General features: G+C 65.7%; 14 protein-coding genes. 4 read left to right on the top strand and 10 right to left on the bottom strand.

The genetic code is table 11. From position 1 onward, the window contains the following. Nucleotides 1-15 precede the first annotated feature (15 nt). Nucleotides 16-1,386 (top strand): aminotransferase-like domain-containing protein, encoded by a 1,371-nt coding sequence (locus AB7535_RS27610; protein ID WP_167767958.1) that lies wholly within the window; start codon nucleotides 16-18, stop codon nucleotides 1,384-1,386. A 7-nt stretch (nucleotides 1,387-1,393) separates the two neighbouring features. Here the strand turns inward: AB7535_RS27610 and AB7535_RS27615 are convergent, their stop codons facing one another. Next, complete coding sequence (locus AB7535_RS27615) at nucleotides 1,394-1,654, bottom strand: hypothetical protein (RefSeq protein ID WP_085399270.1); 261 nt, start codon at nucleotides 1,652-1,654, stop codon at nucleotides 1,394-1,396. A gap of 231 nt (nucleotides 1,655-1,885) precedes the next feature. Between AB7535_RS27615 and AB7535_RS27620 the strand changes: the two genes are divergently transcribed. Beyond that, nucleotides 1,886-2,629: a sulfite exporter TauE/SafE family protein gene (locus tag AB7535_RS27620; RefSeq protein WP_071910378.1), complete on the top strand. Its 744-nt coding sequence runs from the start codon at nucleotides 1,886-1,888 to the stop codon at nucleotides 2,627-2,629. Here the strand turns inward: AB7535_RS27620 and AB7535_RS27625 are convergent. The 5 genes from AB7535_RS27625 to AB7535_RS27645 form a co-directional block, all read right to left on the bottom strand. After that, nucleotides 2,626-3,906, bottom strand: coding sequence for an O-antigen ligase family protein (locus tag AB7535_RS27625; RefSeq protein ID WP_085399269.1), 1,281 nt, complete (start codon nucleotides 3,904-3,906; stop codon nucleotides 2,626-2,628). The two genes, AB7535_RS27620 and AB7535_RS27625, sit on opposite strands and share 4 nt — an antisense overlap. A 90-nt stretch (nucleotides 3,907-3,996) precedes the next feature. Beyond that, on the bottom strand, nucleotides 3,997-5,403 hold the full coding sequence (locus tag AB7535_RS27630; protein WP_085399268.1) for an MATE family efflux transporter: 1,407 nt from the start codon (nucleotides 5,401-5,403) through the stop codon (nucleotides 3,997-3,999). Between the two features lie 57 nt (nucleotides 5,404-5,460). Next, nucleotides 5,461-7,260, bottom strand: a complete 1,800-nt coding sequence (locus AB7535_RS27635; RefSeq protein ID WP_085399267.1) for an ABC transporter ATP-binding protein — start codon at nucleotides 7,258-7,260, stop codon at nucleotides 5,461-5,463. 496 nt (nucleotides 7,261-7,756) lie between these two features. Further along, nucleotides 7,757-9,340: a DHA2 family efflux MFS transporter permease subunit gene (locus tag AB7535_RS27640; protein WP_085399266.1), complete on the bottom strand. Its 1,584-nt coding sequence runs from the start codon at nucleotides 9,338-9,340 to the stop codon at nucleotides 7,757-7,759. Nucleotides 9,341-9,369: 29 nt separating this feature from the next. After that, the gene (locus tag AB7535_RS27645) at nucleotides 9,370-10,680 is read right to left on the bottom strand and encodes an HlyD family secretion protein (RefSeq protein WP_085399265.1); all 1,311 of its coding nucleotides are present in this window, start codon (nucleotides 10,678-10,680) and stop codon (nucleotides 9,370-9,372) included. Nucleotides 10,681-10,880: 200 nt separating this feature from the next. Here AB7535_RS27645 and AB7535_RS27650 point away from each other — a divergent pair, with 200 nt between their 5' ends. Beyond that, nucleotides 10,881-11,516 carry a TetR/AcrR family transcriptional regulator gene (locus AB7535_RS27650; RefSeq protein WP_085399264.1) on the top strand — a complete coding sequence of 212 codons (636 nt, stop codon included), beginning with the start codon at nucleotides 10,881-10,883 and terminating at the stop codon, nucleotides 11,514-11,516. Nucleotides 11,517-11,570: 54 nt separating this feature from the next. Further along, nucleotides 11,571-11,912, top strand: a complete 342-nt coding sequence (locus AB7535_RS27655) for a DUF6665 family protein (RefSeq protein WP_085399263.1) — start codon at nucleotides 11,571-11,573, stop codon at nucleotides 11,910-11,912. 18 nt (nucleotides 11,913-11,930) lie between these two features. Here the strand turns inward: AB7535_RS27655 and AB7535_RS27660 are convergent, their stop codons facing one another. The 4 genes from AB7535_RS27660 to AB7535_RS27675 all read right to left on the bottom strand — a co-directional run bounded on the left by AB7535_RS27660 (nucleotide 11,931) and on the right by AB7535_RS27675 (nucleotide 15,409). Beyond that, entirely contained in the window at nucleotides 11,931-12,518 is a 588-nt protein-coding gene (locus tag AB7535_RS27660) for a histidine phosphatase family protein (protein WP_085399262.1), read from the bottom strand. Nucleotide 12,519: 1 nt separating this feature from the next. After that, entirely contained in the window at nucleotides 12,520-13,725 is a 1,206-nt protein-coding gene (locus AB7535_RS27665) for an extensin-like domain-containing protein (protein ID WP_135214108.1), read from the bottom strand. A 341-nt stretch (nucleotides 13,726-14,066) separates the two neighbouring features. Next, nucleotides 14,067-14,399, bottom strand: coding sequence for a hypothetical protein (locus tag AB7535_RS27670; protein ID WP_085399260.1), 333 nt, complete (start codon nucleotides 14,397-14,399; stop codon nucleotides 14,067-14,069). A gap of 149 nt (nucleotides 14,400-14,548) precedes the next feature. Next, the gene (locus tag AB7535_RS27675) at nucleotides 14,549-15,409 is read right to left on the bottom strand and encodes a DUF2147 domain-containing protein (RefSeq protein WP_085399259.1); all 861 of its coding nucleotides are present in this window, start codon (nucleotides 15,407-15,409) and stop codon (nucleotides 14,549-14,551) included. Nucleotides 15,410-15,546 lie beyond the last annotated feature (137 nt).

The following is a 15,546-nucleotide window of genomic DNA, read 5'->3' on the forward strand; positions in this document are numbered from 1 at the left end:
ATGGGCCTAAATTGCATGGATTGGACCCCTACAATCTCGGAGCTGAGCGGGCCGCGCTACCAGCGCATCGTCGAGGCCATGGAGGCCGACATCGCCGCGGGCCGGCTGGTGCGCGGCCAGCAGCTGCCGACGCAGCGCGCGCTGGCGAAGGCCCTCGGCATCGACCTCACCACGGTGACGCGTGCCTACACCGAGGCGCGGCGCCGCGGCATCATGGAAGCCCGGGTCGGACAAGGCTCATTCGTATCCGAGACCAGCGCGCGCCGCGCGGTCGACATGCCGCACCCGGTCGCGATCGACCTCTCGATGAACGTGCCGCCGCATCCGCTCGAAGCGCAACTCGATGAGCGGATCATTGCCGGGATGGAAGCCATCCGCGCGCAATCGGGCCTGACGGCGCATCTCAACTATCAGCCGCCCGGCGGCAGCGCGCATGAGCGCGAGGTCGCGGCCCGCTGGATGCGTGCACGCGTTTCGCACGCACACGCCGACAGGCTCGTGATCTTTCCCGGTACGCAGACGATCCTGTTCAACCTGCTCGCTCAGCTCGCGCGGCCCGGCGACGTCGTGCTGACGGAAGCCCTCACCTTCCCCGGCATCAAGGCCGCCGCGGCGCGGCTCGGCGTCAAGCTCGTCGGTGTCGCCATGGATGATGGCGGCATCCTGCCCGATGCGCTGGCGAAGACCTGTCGCGCGCACAGGCCGAAGGCCGTCTATCTCATTCCGACGCTGCACAATCCGACCACCGCGACGCTTTCCGCCGAGCGGCGCAACGCCATCGCAAAGATCATCAGCGATGCCGATACGGCGCTGATCGAGGACGATGCCTATGGGCTGCTCGACCGTTCGGCATCGCCGATCGCAAACCTCATTCCGGAGCGGACCTATCTCGCGACCACGCTGTCGAAATGCATCGCGCCGGCGCTGCGCGTCGCCTATCTCTTGACGCCCGACGACGCCGCGCAGCGCGACATGCGTGCCGGCCTGCAGGCCACCGTGCAGATGCCGGCGCCGCTGATGGTCGCGCTGGTGACGCATTGGATCGAGAACGGCATCGCCGATCGCATCATCACCGCCATCCGCAACGAGGCGATCGGCCGCCAGCAGCTTGCGCAGCGCGCGCTGAAAGGCATTCAATTCCTGGCCAAGCCCGCCGCCCATCATCTCTGGCTGCGGCTGCCGGAGGGCCGCCCCGACGTCGCCGCGCATCTGTTGCGGAATGGACTTGCAGTCGTCGCCGGCGACGCTTTCACCGTGGACGGAACACCGCCGCATGCCGCGCGCGTCTCGCTCGGCGCCGCGCGCAATCGATCGGAGCTGACGGAAGCGCTGCGCATCCTGGTCGGCGCGCTGCACAGGCCGGCCGACACGAGGCAGATCGTCTAGGCTCTTCTTATCGGTGGTGACGGCGGTGGCGCGGGCGAACGACCGGCGTCACGCCTGACGAATAAGCCGCATAGGCCTCGCTCGGTGCCACTGTCTCGCCACGAGCCGCGCGCGCCGCAGGCGTGAGCTGGCCGCCGTTCAGCACATCGCGGTCGGGATGGGCGGCCTGATAGGCCGCGGGTTCGGAGAACTGCGCCTGCGCCATCGTCGGCATCAGGGCCGCCGCAGACAGCAGCGCGGCTGCAACGGCAATCTTCGTGCGGGTCATGGTCGTTCTCCATCATCTCGTTCGGGGAAAGGCCAATGAGAGCGCATCATGGCGTCGGGCAGGCCCCCGGATTGAAGTATGGTCATCATGTAGGCCTGCCTTTGGCGAAAGCCCGCGGTTGGGGATCACGCTTGCGTGCGGTTTTGGAATTGACCTGCACGGCCGCAGCCGTGCTATGCGGGCGTTGGCGATCAACAGTTCGGGATCGCCCATTGCGACAAGGACAATCTGTTGGAAACGCTCACTTATGCGCTGCTGCTGTTCGGCGCGCTGGCCGGCGGCTTCGTCTCGGGACTGGCCGGCTTCGGGACCGCGCTGATGGCGCTCGGCATCTGGCTCTACGTCCTGCCGCCCTCGCTCGCGGTGCCCCTGGTGCTGATCTGCTCGGTGATCGCGCAGACCTCGACGCTGCCGTCGATGTGGAAGAGTTTCGACCTGTCGCTGGTCTGGCCGTTCCTGATCGGGGGCCTGATCGGCGTGCCGCTCGGCACCATGCTGATCGCCTCCGCCGATCCAAAAGTATTCAAGCTGAGCGTCGGCGTGCTGATCCTGATCTTTTCGACCGCTCTCTATCTCAACAAGAGGCCCCTCGCCGTGACGTTCGGTGGCCGCATTGCCGACGGCGCGATCGGCTTTGCCGGCGGCATTCTCGGCGGCCTCGCCGGATTGTCCGGGCCGCTGCCGATCCTCTGGGCCAATATCCGCGGCTGGAACAAGCACGAGCGGCGCGGCATCTTCCAGCTCTTCAATTTCACCGTGCTCGCGACCGCGCTGGTGTTGCAGACGGCGTCGGGTCTCGTCGAATTCAAGGTGGTCTGGCTCGCGCTGGTCGCCTTCCCGGGCACGCTGATCGGCGCCTGGGCCGGCGCCCGCGTCTATCACGCACTGAACGACAAGCATTTTGGCGACGTCGTGCTCGGCCTGTTGTTCCTGTCGGGCCTCACCCTCGTCTGGAACAGTATTGCCGCGCTTTAGGTGCGCGTCCTCTTCGCCGCGAGCGCCATGCCGCCGGCGACGCCGACACCGAGCACGTAGATCCAGCCCGAGGTGAAATCGAACAGATGCGTGTTGAGCAGTGAGGACAGCATGTTCTGCACCACGACCAGCATACCGATCCAGCAGGCTAGCCCCTCGCCGCGAAACATCAAGAGGTGCGCGATCCACAGCGCGTAGAGGACCAGCACGCCGACCATCCCCCACTGCACGGCATTGCTCAGGGGCTGATTGTGCGGGTTGCTGACGATCTCGCCGCGCAGCGGGTCGTCGTGCGGATTGGCGGCCACGCCGGCGAACAGACCGCGGATCGAGCCGGTGCCGTGGCCGATCAGCGGCGCGTCGGCGATGAACCCAAGGGACTTCCGCCAGTATTCGAGACGCGAGCCCATGCCGCTAATCGAATTGTTGTCGGCCTCCAGGCTCCTTTCATAATCGCTCTGGAACTTGCCGACGGTCGCGCGCAGATGCGGCGAGACGGCCCAGAGCGCTACGGCGATCAACGCCGTCGCAGCGCCGGCAACGAGCGCCACCCGCCAGCGCAGATGCAGCAGTGCAAACACCACGAGCAGGACCGGCAGCGTCACCAGCGCCGTGCGCGAGACCACGACGAACATCATGTTGGCGAGGAAGCCGAGCGCCAATACGGCGAACAACGCCGCGATCCGAACGCGGCCCTGCTGGACCAGCGTCACGATCGGGTACACCAGCGCGATCGCACAGAGCGCGAATTCCTGGCTCTGGTCGATATAATTGCGCACGGCGATCCCGCTCTCGACCTGGTAGGGCCCGCGCGACAGATAGAGCTTCAGCGAGAGCCTGGGATCGATCGCGACAGTGAAGGAGTACAGCATGAGCAGCGTGCAGGAGACCAGGAACGCCGCAAAAACCCATTTGCCGTAGGGCCAGCGCTCGAACTGGTAGATCAGCAGCGGGATCACCAGCAGTTTTGCCGGCGGCCCGAGCGCGTGCAGCCGCTCGGCCCAGGGCGCAACCGACCAGAGCGTGCCGACGAGTGCCAGCACGAACAGCGCGATCGGCAGCAGGCAGATCGGGCGCAGCAGCGAGCGCGGGAGTTCGCGAAGGTCGATGAAAGCAAAGGCGATCAGCCAGGGCACGAGCGCAAAAGTCACGCCGGTGGTGCTCCAGGGCAGCAGCAACGCGACCAGCGCGACGAAGCGGGCCGGTGTGCGGTAGCGCGCCGCCCAGATCGCGGAGAGCCAGGACGCTCGTCCTTGCTCGTTCAACACCTCGGTCATTGCTGTCCCTTGCAGATTCGCGGCCCACCCACGGCGCGGCAAACTAGCCGGAGCCGTGGGTGGGCGACAAGCGCGCGTCCGTTCAATCTGCTACGCGGGCTCGCGCATTGGAGGCACAACCGGCTCGGGATTTGCCGGCTTCGCGACCTTCTCCTGTGCCGGCAGCGCAAGGCGCTTTCTGAACTCCCGGAGCAACAGCCACACGCTCAGGGCGGCCTGTAGCGTGGTCGTCGCGATCGACAAATACCAGACATGCTCCATCCGGAAGCCCGGCCACGTCGAGAGCCAGATCGACGGCAGGGAATAGGTGAGAACCCGCGTCGCCGAGGTCCACAACACCGGCTTGGTGTTGCCAAGCCCCTGAAACATGCTGGAGCAAGTAAAGATCAGCCCCTGCGCCACCATGTTGAGCGAGACGAGGCGCAGAAACAGCGACGCAACCGCCATCGTCTCCTGATCCCTGGAGAAGCCGGCAAGCAACAGACCGGGCGCGAACTGCGCGAGTATCATGAAGACAATCATCACGGCGGTCGCGATAAGCGACGCCTTGACAAAGGTCTCCCGCACACGTGCTCCATTGCCGGCGCCGAAATTCTGGCCGGCGATGGGCCCTGCAGCGAGGGCGATGGCGAGCGCCGGCATCTGGATCAGCCCGAGGAGACGCGTCCCGATGCCAAACCCCGCCTGCGCCGCCGGGCCAAAAATGCTCAGCACGTAATAGCCCACGGCCATGATGATGAAGATCATCGCAAATTCCCCGCCTGCGGGCAGGCCGACATTGAGGATTCTCTTCCACTGCCGCAGCTGCGGCCGCCACTGCTCGGGGTGAAACGCGACGTAGCGCTCCAGCTTGAGGAAATAGCCGAACAGCATCAGCACGCCGACGAAGACGGCGATCGAGCTGGCAAGGCCGGCACCGGCGACACCGAGCGCATGTCCGGTGCCCCAGCCCGTGATCAGGACCGGCGCCAGCGCGATGTTGATGACCACGGCCAGCGCCTGCACCAGCATGCTCGGCCGCACGATGCCGGTCGCCCGCAATGCGGAAGCCATCACTTGCGTGGCGAATTGCAGCGCCAGCGCCGGCATAAACCAGAGCAGATAAACGGTACCGGCTTCGACCGTAGCTTCGTCGGCTGCAACCGCGCGCATGTAGGGGCGCGACAGCGCGAGGCCCGCGACCAATGTCAGGATCCCGAACAGCACCGACAGGACGACCGACTGGTTGAAGACCAGATTGGCGTCGTCGCGGTCCTTCCGCCCCACGGCGTGCGCCATCAGCGCAACCGTGCCGACGCCGAGCACCTGCATCAGCGCGTTGACCAGAAAGCCCGCATTACCGGCCGCCGCGACGCCGGCGATCGCCGCCTCGCCCAGACCCGAGACGAAATACAGATCGACGAGCTGACAGATCATGATCGTGATCATGCCGACCACGATCGGAGGCGCCATGCTCAGGATGTGGCTCACGATGGAGCCGCGCGTCAGGTCCTTCATCTCATTCCATCCTTAACGGCGTGACCGCGGGACTTTCGTCCCGCTGCCGCGCGCCTCTCATTCCGCCGCCGCGATGCGCCCGAGCTCCACCACCTGGCGCTCGAACAGACCGCGATAGATGCCGCCGGGCTTGCTCGCGAGCATGGCATGGGTGCCTTGCTCGACGATCTCGCCGCGGTCGAACACCAGGATCCGATCGAGGCTGCGCACCGTCGACAGCCGGTGCGCGATCACGATCGAGGTCCGGCCCTTCATCAGCCGCTCCATCGCCTGCTGGATCAGCGCCTCCGATTCCGAATCGAGGCTCGAGGTCGCCTCGTCCAGGATCAGCACCGGCGCATCCGCCAGGAAGGCGCGCGCCAGCGCCACGCGCTGCCGCTCGCCGCCCGACAGCTTCACGCCACGCTCGCCAACCAACGTGCCGTAGCCCTTCGGCAGGCGCAGGATGAAGTCGTGCGCGTTCGCCAGCCGCGCCGCGTGCTCGATCGCCTCCAGGCTGGCACCGGGCCGGCCATAGGCGATGTTCTCCGCAAGCGTGCGGTGGAACAGGATCGGCTCCTGCTGCACGATCGCGATCTGGCTGCGCAGCGATTGCTGCGTAGCGAGCGCGATGTCCTGCCCGTCGATCAGCACGCGACCACCGGAGACGTCGTACAGCCGCTGCACCAGCTTGACGAAGGTCGTCTTGCCGGAGCCGGAGCGGCCGACCAGGCCGACGCGCTCGCCGGCGCGGATCGTGACCGACAGTCCGTCATACAGTGGCGCGCGATGGCCGCCATAGTGGAACGTGACGTCGTCGAATACGATCTCGCCGGCCTCGATCGCGATCGGTCGCGCACTGGCCGCATCGGCAATCCCGATCGGCTCGCCATGGATCGCCACCAATTCGTCCATGTCGTTGACCGAGCGCTGGAGGTTGTTGATGTGCATGCCGACGTCGCGCAGATAGGCGTGGATGACGTAGTAGCTCGTCAGCACATAGGTGACGTCACCGGGCGACGCGTGCCCGGACATCCACAGCAGCACCGCGCCGCCGATCACGGACGCACGCAGGCATAGCAGCAGCGAGAGCTGCGCCATGGCCGTGTAGTTGTAGCGAAACCAGGTCCGCCGCACGCGCACGCGCCAGCGGTTGATGACGCGGGCGAGCCGCGTATCCTCGCGCGCTTCGGCGCCGAAGGATTTCACTACGGCGTTGCAGGTCAGCGCGTCCGCCAGCGTACCGCCGACCTTGGTGTCCCAGGCGTTGGAGACGCGCGCGGCCGGCGCGATGTAGCGCGTCGAGAACAGCACGGTGATGGCGACGTAGAAAAGCGCGCCCACCGCGATCACCGCGCCGAGCGACGTCCAGTGCAGGCCGATCAGGACCATGGAGCCGATCAACACCAGCAGAGACGGCGCCAACGCCATCAGGATGGTGTCGTTGAGCAGGTCGAGCGCCCACATGCCGCGGGTGACCTTGCGCACCGTGGAGCCGGCAAAGGAGTTGGCGTGCCAGTCGGTCGAGAAGCGCTGCACGCGCGTGAAGGCCTCCTGGGCGACATCCGACATGATCTTGAGCGTGAACGGGACGATCGCCTGGAGACCGATCAACCTCAGCACCACGGACGCCGCTCCGAGCGCCACGATGGCGCCGAACGCAACCAGCGCCGCGCGGCGCGCGTCGGGATCGGACGAGCCGCGCGTCAGCGCATCGACCAGATGTCCGGAGAATACCGGCATGAACAGGTCGGCGATGGTTGCGCCCAGCAGGCCGCCGGCCACGATCAGGCCGCGTCCGGGCTGCTTCAGCCAGTGCCGGAATACGAAGGGCAGCACCACGCGTATGGCCGCGGGCCTTTTTGACAGAGAGGTCATGACATTATCCGGCCGCTTTCGGCGCAGGCCGGCTCCATCGACGGACGCAAGTCCGCCACGGAGGGCTGACCGGCGTCACTCACAACTGATTTTGACTTGGGAAGTGGAGAGATCGGGACTCGTGACCCGATCGAATCTGGCGGAAGAGGCCTCTAACAGGCCGCCGACATACCGAACCAGAACATCGAACGCGGGCGTACGATCTGCGAGTGCGACGAAATCATGCAAATCTCTCCCTGGCTCGATTGAATGAGGTGCGCTTTATAGATGTATCGTTTCCGGTTTGCAACGGGGCCCCCGCGAATTCACGGACGAGTGTTGCAATTTGGTGCGTGGCGCCTTGGTCCGGCATCGCCGCCGCCTCAATCTCCGCTGTCATGCCCCGGCTTGACCGGGGCATCCAGTACTCCGCGGCGATAGTTAGCTCACACAACTTCCGCTGCGGAGTACTGGATCGCCCGCCTCCGCGGGCGATGACACCTCGTAAGCCGCTTGCCTAATGCGCGTCGCCGCCACCGGTCATCGAGGCCGGTTTGCTCAGCAGCGTGACCAGCAGGCTGAGGCCGAGATAGAACAGCGTCAGCGCGAAGAAGGCGTCGCCAAAGCTCATCACCACGGCCTGGCGGTGCACGATCTGGCTGAGCTGCTTCATCGCCATCAGCGTGGAATCGCCGAGCCCCTGGAATTTCTGCATGAACATGGTCAGGGTTTCGGTCGCGGTCGCATTGCCCCAGGTCACCCGCTCCTGAAGGCGGGTGATGTGCAAATCGGTGCGGTTGTTGAGCACGGTGTTGATGACGGCAAGGCCGACCGCGCCGCCGAGATTGCGCATCAGGTTGAACAGGCCGGAGGCGTTCTTCACCCTGTCGGGCGCCAGCGTTCCGAGCGCGATGTTGTTGGTCGGCACCATCGCGAACATCATGCCGATGCCGCGCAGGATCTGCGGCACCAGCAGCTCGTAGAAATCGTAGTCGCGCGTGATCCAGGTCATCTGGTAGGAGCCGATCGCGAACACGATGAGGCCGAACGCGATCATGTAGCGCATGTCGACCTTCACCATGAGACGGCCAACCAGCGGCGCGACCAGGAACATGGTGATGCCCGAGACGAACATGGTCTCGCCGATCATCAGCGCGCTGTAGCCGCGCACTTCGGCGAGGTAGCGCGGATAGATGTAGGTCAGGCCGTAGAGCCCGATACCGATGCAGAACTGCAGGACGCAGCCGACCGCGAAATTGCGGTTGGAGAAGGTGCGCAAATTGACGATCGGCTCGGCCGCGGTGAACACGCGCCAGAAGAAGGCGATCGCCGAGACCGCGCAGATCCAGGCGCAGATCGCGACGGACGTGTCCTGCATCCACTCATGTTGCGGACCTTCCTCCAGCACATATTCCAGCGTGCCGAGGAAGCCGGCCATGAAGAGCAGGCCCCACCAGTCGAAGCGGTCGAGCAGCTCGAAATGCGGCTCGTCGAAATCGACCAGCGCCAGCACGCCCAGCGTAATGCCGATGCCGGGCACGACGTTGATGAAGAACAGCCAGTTCCACGACATCAGATCGGTGATGTAGCCGCCGACCGTCGGGCCGATCGTGGGAGCCAGGGTCGCAACAAGCCCGATGATGGGACCGACGATGTGGAATTTGGAGCGCGGGAATACAGTATAGGCCGAGGCGAACACGGTCGGGATCATGCCGGCGCCCAAAAAGCCCTGAAGGGCACGCCAGAGGATCATCTCCTCGATCGTGGTGGCGAAGCCGCAGAGCAGGCTCGAGGCGGTGAAGCCCGCGGCCGAGATCGCGAACAGCAGCCGCGTGCCGAAAGCGCGCGACAAAAAGCCCGACAGCGGGATCGCGATCACCTCGGCGATCAGATAGGCGGTCTGGACCCAGGCGACCTCGCTGGAGCTTGCCGACAGGCCTGCCTGGATTTCACTGAGGGACGCCGAGACGATCTGGATGTCCAGGATCGACATGAACATCCCGAACACCATGATGATGAAGGCGAACAGCCGCTTCGGCGCGATGCGCTCCGAGTCGGGGTTCGCCATCATGGCGGGTGAGGCGGTGGTGGCGTTGGCCATGGTCTGACCTCGCAGCGCTCGATTTGTGGCTACTGCGGGTGGATCGCGGTGGGATCGTCGAGATCGATCTCGCTGTCGGCGTCGGCGGCGCCCTTGTTGGTATCGACGGTCGCATAGACCGACATGCCGGCGCGGAGCAGGTTCTGCTTCGCCACCGACTTCGGCACGCGGATGCGGACCGGCACGCGCTGCACGATCTTGGTGAAGTTGCCGGTGGCGTTGTCGGGCGGCAGCAGCGTGAACACCGAGCCGGAGCCCGCTGCGATGCTGTCGACGATTCCGGAGAACTTGCGCATGCCGTAGGCATCGACCTTGATCGTCACCGGCTGGCCGGGACGGATGCGCTTGAGCTGGGTTTCCTTGAAATTGGCGTCGATATAGACGTCGTCGAGCGGCACGATGTTGCCGAGACGCTGGCCGACCGCGACGAAGTCGCCGGCGCTGACCAGGCGGTTCGAGAACGTGCCGTCGACCGGCGCGCGCACCGCGGTGAAGGCGAGATCGCGCTCGGCCTTGGCGAGCGAGGTCTTGAGCTCGGCGAGCTGCGCCTGCGCTTCGGCCTGCTGCGCCTTGGTGACGTGGACATTGCTGACCGCGACGTCGTAGGCGGCCTGGGCGGCCTTGACCGCGGCGGCGCCCTGGTCGCGTCCGGCTTCCGAGCTTTCGAACGTGGCGCGCGAAGCAAAGCCCTTGCTGCTCAGCGCCTGCTGGCGCTCATAATCGAGATCGGCGCGCTTGAGGCCCGCCTCGGCCGAGACGAGCTGCGCCTTGGCCTGTGCAACCTGGCTGTCGAGCGCTGCAATCTGGCGGCCGATGCGATCGATGGTGGCCTGCTGGGTCGCGATCCTGGTCGCGGCGGCATCGACCGCGATCTTGTAGTCGCCGTCATCGATGCGGAAGACGACGTCGCCGGCGCGCACGGTCGTGTTGTCGCCGGCGAGGATCGAAGAGATGTGGCCGGCAACGCGCGCGCCCAGCATGGTGTTGTTGGCGCGGACATAGGCGTCGTCGGTGGAGACGTAGAAGCGGCCGACCAGCGTGTAGTAGCCGGCATAGCTCGCGGCCGCGAGCGCCAGCACGAGGCCAACACCCATCAGGACGAATTTGCGCTTGCCGGGCTTCGGCGCGTCGGCGGCAGCGGGTGCAGCCGGCTTGTCGGTCACGGGCGTCTCCGGCGCCTCATTGGTGCGGCGCTTGGTTTCCTCGGCCACATGAGAGCGCAACTGCTCGGCAAGGGCGACGGATTTCTCGGTCGCAGCTTCACTGCCGGCATGCCCCGGCGTCGTCTCCACCGCTTCCTGGCGAAGGACGCGCGCAGCCTGGTCTCTCGATACGGCCATAAAGGCCTCCCCAACAAAAAAAGCGGCGACCAGGGACGGCCCTCCTGCGGCCGGTTCCCTTTCGCCCATTCCAAATATCATTGACCGAACGGTTCGGTCAACATAGATAATATTCCCGGGCAGGACCCTACTGGCCCGAATCCTTTATTTGGGTTTCATGGGTCGGGCCCGATCCAGAAACCTTCCGAGACGCTGAACCAATGGTTGTAGCCGGCCGCGAACATCTCCACGTCGTCCAAGAGGAGGACAGCTCCAAGCGCCGCCAGATCCTGGACGGAGCCCGCAAGGTGTTCATGGATCTCGGTTTCGACGGCGCCAGCATGGGCGAGATCGCGCGCGCGGCGCAGGTCTCCAAGGGCACGCTCTACGTCTACTTCGCCGACAAATGCGCGCTGTTCGAAGCCATCCTCGAGCAGGAGGCGCTCCAGCACGGCCAGGTCGTTTTCAATTTCGATCCCGCGCGCGACGCCGAGACCACGCTGAAGGATTTTGGCCAGGCCTATATCCATCTGCTGTGCCGGCCCGGCGGCGGTTCGGCGATCCGCACCGTGATGGCGATCGCCGAGCGCATGCCTGACGTGGGCCGCCGCTATTATCTGCGCGTGCTGGACAAGACCATCAACCGGCTCTCCGAATATCTCAAAATCCATGTCGCCTCCGGCGACCTCAAGATCGACGATTGCGATCTGGCAGCGTCACAGTTCATGGAGCTGTGCAAGGCCTCGCTCTTCCTGCCGTTCGTTTTCCAGGCCGCGCCTGCGCCGTCGGAAGAGCGCATGACCGAGGTCGTCGACAGCGCGACGCGGATGTTTCTGGCGGCGTACCGCGCGAAGTAGCAGCGGCGTGCCACTCGTTGCGCAGCCCGCTGCCGCGGCATTATATTAAGCGCCATGTCCCGTGATCTTCGCCCGCCTGTCGATATCCTCCATTACGAGATCGTCCAGGAACAGGCCTCAGCGCTTGGACGGATGGGCAGTGCACTCGAACAGAGTCTTGCGCGCCTGCGCGAATTCGACGCCGCTCACGCGCGCTCGGAAGTGCCGGCCTCAATGCAAGCGGCGCGGCGCAAGCTGGTGATGGAAGCCGGCCAGGCGCTCTGGATGCTCGTGGTGCAACGGGAGGCGACCGGCTTGCGCGACAGCCGCCATATCATGCGGACCTACAACGTTCCGGGCGAGGTGCAGCGGTGCATGGGGCTGGTCCCCGCACCGTCGAAGCCGGCCTCGAAGTGACTGTCCGGCACCCAGGGACTAGGCCCCGATCTCTTCCATCTTGCGCCACCCATGCAGGACGCGGCGCCCCTCCCGGGTGAATGCGAAGCAATTGCCGCCGCCGGCCGCCTGATCGTGAACGCGATCGATGGCATGACCGGCTTGGTGACAGAACAGCAGCGTGCCGACGGCACCGTGGCCAACGAAGAGAACGTCGCCCGGGCGATTGCGGGATAGCACCGCCTCGGTCTCGCGCACGATGCGCGCCTGCGCATCGACGGCGCGCTCCCAGCCGCGGACGTTGAGATGTGGCTGCGCGAAAAACTGGTCGGCGACCTCCTCGAACTCGGCCGGTTTCAGGAAGCCGGTCGCTGAACGGTCGTTCTCATGCATGGCCTCGCGGATCTCGATCATGAGTCCGAGGCGGCCCGCGATGATCTCCGCGGTCTCGATCGCCTTGCGCTCGGCGCTCGAGACGATCTGCGTGGTGCTCGCGAGCCAGCCCGCATTCGCCGCGGTCTCAGTGCGCGCGCGACCGACCGAACTCAGGCCCCATTGCGGCACGGGCACCGTGGGATCTATTTGCACCTGCGGATGGGTGAGATAGCGGACGATATCGGCGGGCATCTTACTCGTCGGCGTACTCGTCCTCTTCCTGCTTGCGCGTCGCGCTCTTGCGCGTTCCGAGCGAGCCCGTGACATAGGGATCACGCCGACCGGCGTAAGGGTTGCGCTGCTGGGCGCGGCCGGCGACCTCGTCGCCCGAGACGGCGGCGGGCTGGCAGATCAGGCGGCGGCTGGCGCGGCGCATCAGATCCACGTGGATATGATCGTAGTGATAGACGTTCGAGCCCGGCGCCAGCACCGTGGTGAAATGCGCGCACGCGCCCGACTGCACGTCGCGCAAAAACCCCTGCTCTTCCGGCATGCCGCGCCAGCCGTCCTTCACGGTGACGCGGCGGCCGTCGGCGAGCACGAAGGCGGCGATGTCGAGCGCGTTGCCGAAGGCGTGCTCGGAAATGTGGGCGTGCGAGTTGCCGTTCATGCCGCGGCAGGAATAGGCGGAGATCTGCTTGATCTCGACGACGCGGGCGCCGAACCAGCGCATCGCCGATGGCTGCACGGTGTCGGCGAGCCAGCGATCGAGCTCGGACACGATCGGACAGGCGAGCGTCGCGGTCGGCTTGATCGCGACGGGGCCGACGGCGATGACGGGATTGCCCTGCGCCGGACCAAGACGCGGCAAAGGTTGCTGCGCGGGCGCCTGCGAGTACGGCGCCGGCCGCGCCGGATAGCTCGGCGCATTCATGTAGCGTGCGGCGCCCGCGGCGTCGGTGCCTTCGGGCGGCAGGTCGATTTCGTCCTCTTGCTGGGCCACGCCGGGCGCGTTCAGCGACATCGGGCCGGGCGCGTTGCCGTAGCCGGAGGGCTGGCGCACCGCGCTCTCGGGATAGTTCGACCGCTGCGGATAGGAGGATGACGGATAGTTCTGGCTCTGCGGAGGGTTCGATCGCGGCTGCGTCACCGGCCATCGCGGCTGGCCGCCGACACTCCCCGGCGGACGCAGTTCCTCGTCGGCAAAGCCATAGCTGCCCGAGGCTTCGCCGATGGCGGCGACCTTCAACGGGAACTCGGCGCCGCACATGCCGGGGCCCGAGATCGGCTCGATGCGGACGAGATCCGGCCCCTCTTTCACCGCGCCCGATTTCAGGCATGCGGCTTCGGCCTCGGCCCGCCACGGTTCGCGTTCGGCCTGGAAAAAGCCGCGTCCGCAACCCGCAAGCGAAACAAGGACGATGGAGCCGACGAGATACAAACGAACTCCGCGCGTCATGCACGCACGTTCGGTGAATTTACTTAAAGACTCTTCAACGTGTTGATTTCAGTGTTCTTTAACCATACCGGCACGCACGCGCGTACGCCGCCAGGCAGCAGCGGAAGCAAGGCTGACTTTTTCGGAGAGAGACTCTCTGTTAACCATGATGCGCTCGCACGGGGGACAGCAGCGGGAGCGACCTTATGACGTTCGCCGGGAGACTGAGCGTTATCACCGCGTGCCTCGCCATGGCCTTTGTCGGCGCCATCGTGCTCGGCATGATCTAGAGACATCACCGACCGCATCACGGGCTTGCCCGGCGGCGCCGGATCATCCGGCCGCCGGGCCTATTGCCGTGCTCAGAAATTCGAACAGGACGATCCCGTGACGCCGCCAATCTTGAAGTCGTGGCAGACGAGACCGGGATTATCAGGATCGGGATAGCCGTCGTCCTTCTCGCGAACCGTATGACTGAAGCGCCAGCCCCGCGTCCGCATGCAGCGCTTGTATTGCGCCGAAGTCGCCGTGCCGTTCTGCGGCGCGCCGAGTTGCGCGTCGCAGAACGCGCTGTCGACATGCAGCGCATCGTCGCCGCGCTGCTGCTTCAGCCTGTTGTTCCAGATGTCGGTGTCGGCGTGGGCCGGGACCGCGCTGCCGATCAGCAGCGCGGCGATGAGGCCGAGACGTTTCATGGTGGCTCTCCTTGCATGCGTCGTCAGCCATCGGTCGCGTGCAAGCGAGATGCAGGTTCGGTGCGGGACGATTACAAATTGGACAGGGGATCTTTCTTTTCCTTCTCCCCTTGCGGGAGAGGGTAAGCAGCACGCCTGCCCGCGAAAGACTACGACCTTGCCCCCCACTGCTGTGATGTCGTGATCACCTTCTGCTGCCGCTCCTCGACGCGCGTCCAGTCGTTGCCGGAGCACCAGAAGCGGCCGAGCGCGCAGGCTTCGACGCGAAGCCTGCCGGAAGCCGTCAGCGTCATCGTCCCATAATAGGTGCTGCCGCTGGAACGGCTGTAGATGCTGCCGGTCCAGGAATCGTGCGTTTTCGGCTTCATGTTGACGAGCACGCTTTCGCCCCGGCTCGAGGCTTCGGTCAGCGCATAGCCGCACAGCGCGGCGCCGCAGCGTTCGACGCGAACCGTGCCCTTCGCGCCTGGGCTCTCCCATTCGCCGAGCGGCGAATAAGCCGGCTCGTCATCGCTGCGCTGGGCGATCGATGAAGTCTCGTCGGGCCTCGGAGCGACGGCCGTCACCTCCATGCGCGGCGGATCGAGCATGACCGTCTTCGGCGGATCCATGCGCGGCAGCTCAACTCTCGGCGGATTGGGGCTCGGCGCCTCGAGTCTTGGCGGCGGCAAGACAACGGGCTGCGATGTGGCCGCGGCCATGACGGGGGCGGGCGGCGCGGGTGGTGCCACGACGACGGCCGCTGGCGCCGGCCTGACCGGAGCTGCCGGACAAGCCGGTTGCGACGGCGCGACTACGGGCAGCGGAGCAGGTGTCGTATCGGCATCGATCGTCCGCCGGAGGCTGCGATTGGATGAAACCGACACACAGGAAGCAGACCGGCAATTCCGCGGCGCCTCGACATGAAACCGGTGGCCGCCGATCGAGAAGGTGTAGGCACCGGCATGCGCTGAAGACGCCATCGCCACCAAAGCGATCAATGTGCCAAGCGATGTCGCAAGCCGCTTCATCGGTGCCTCCCTCTGTGTCGCCACGAGGTTACGCAGGACGACCCGCCGCTGAATGTGCGCTGCCTCACCCAGCCGGCACGGATCGTTGTGACGTCCATCACAGAAGTCGGGACAGGCCCGGCGTAGGGTCGAACCAC

This window comes from Bradyrhizobium sp. 956_D2_N1_4 (assembly GCF_052076025.1).
GTDB lineage: Bacteria > Pseudomonadota > Alphaproteobacteria > Rhizobiales > Xanthobacteraceae > Bradyrhizobium > Bradyrhizobium barranii.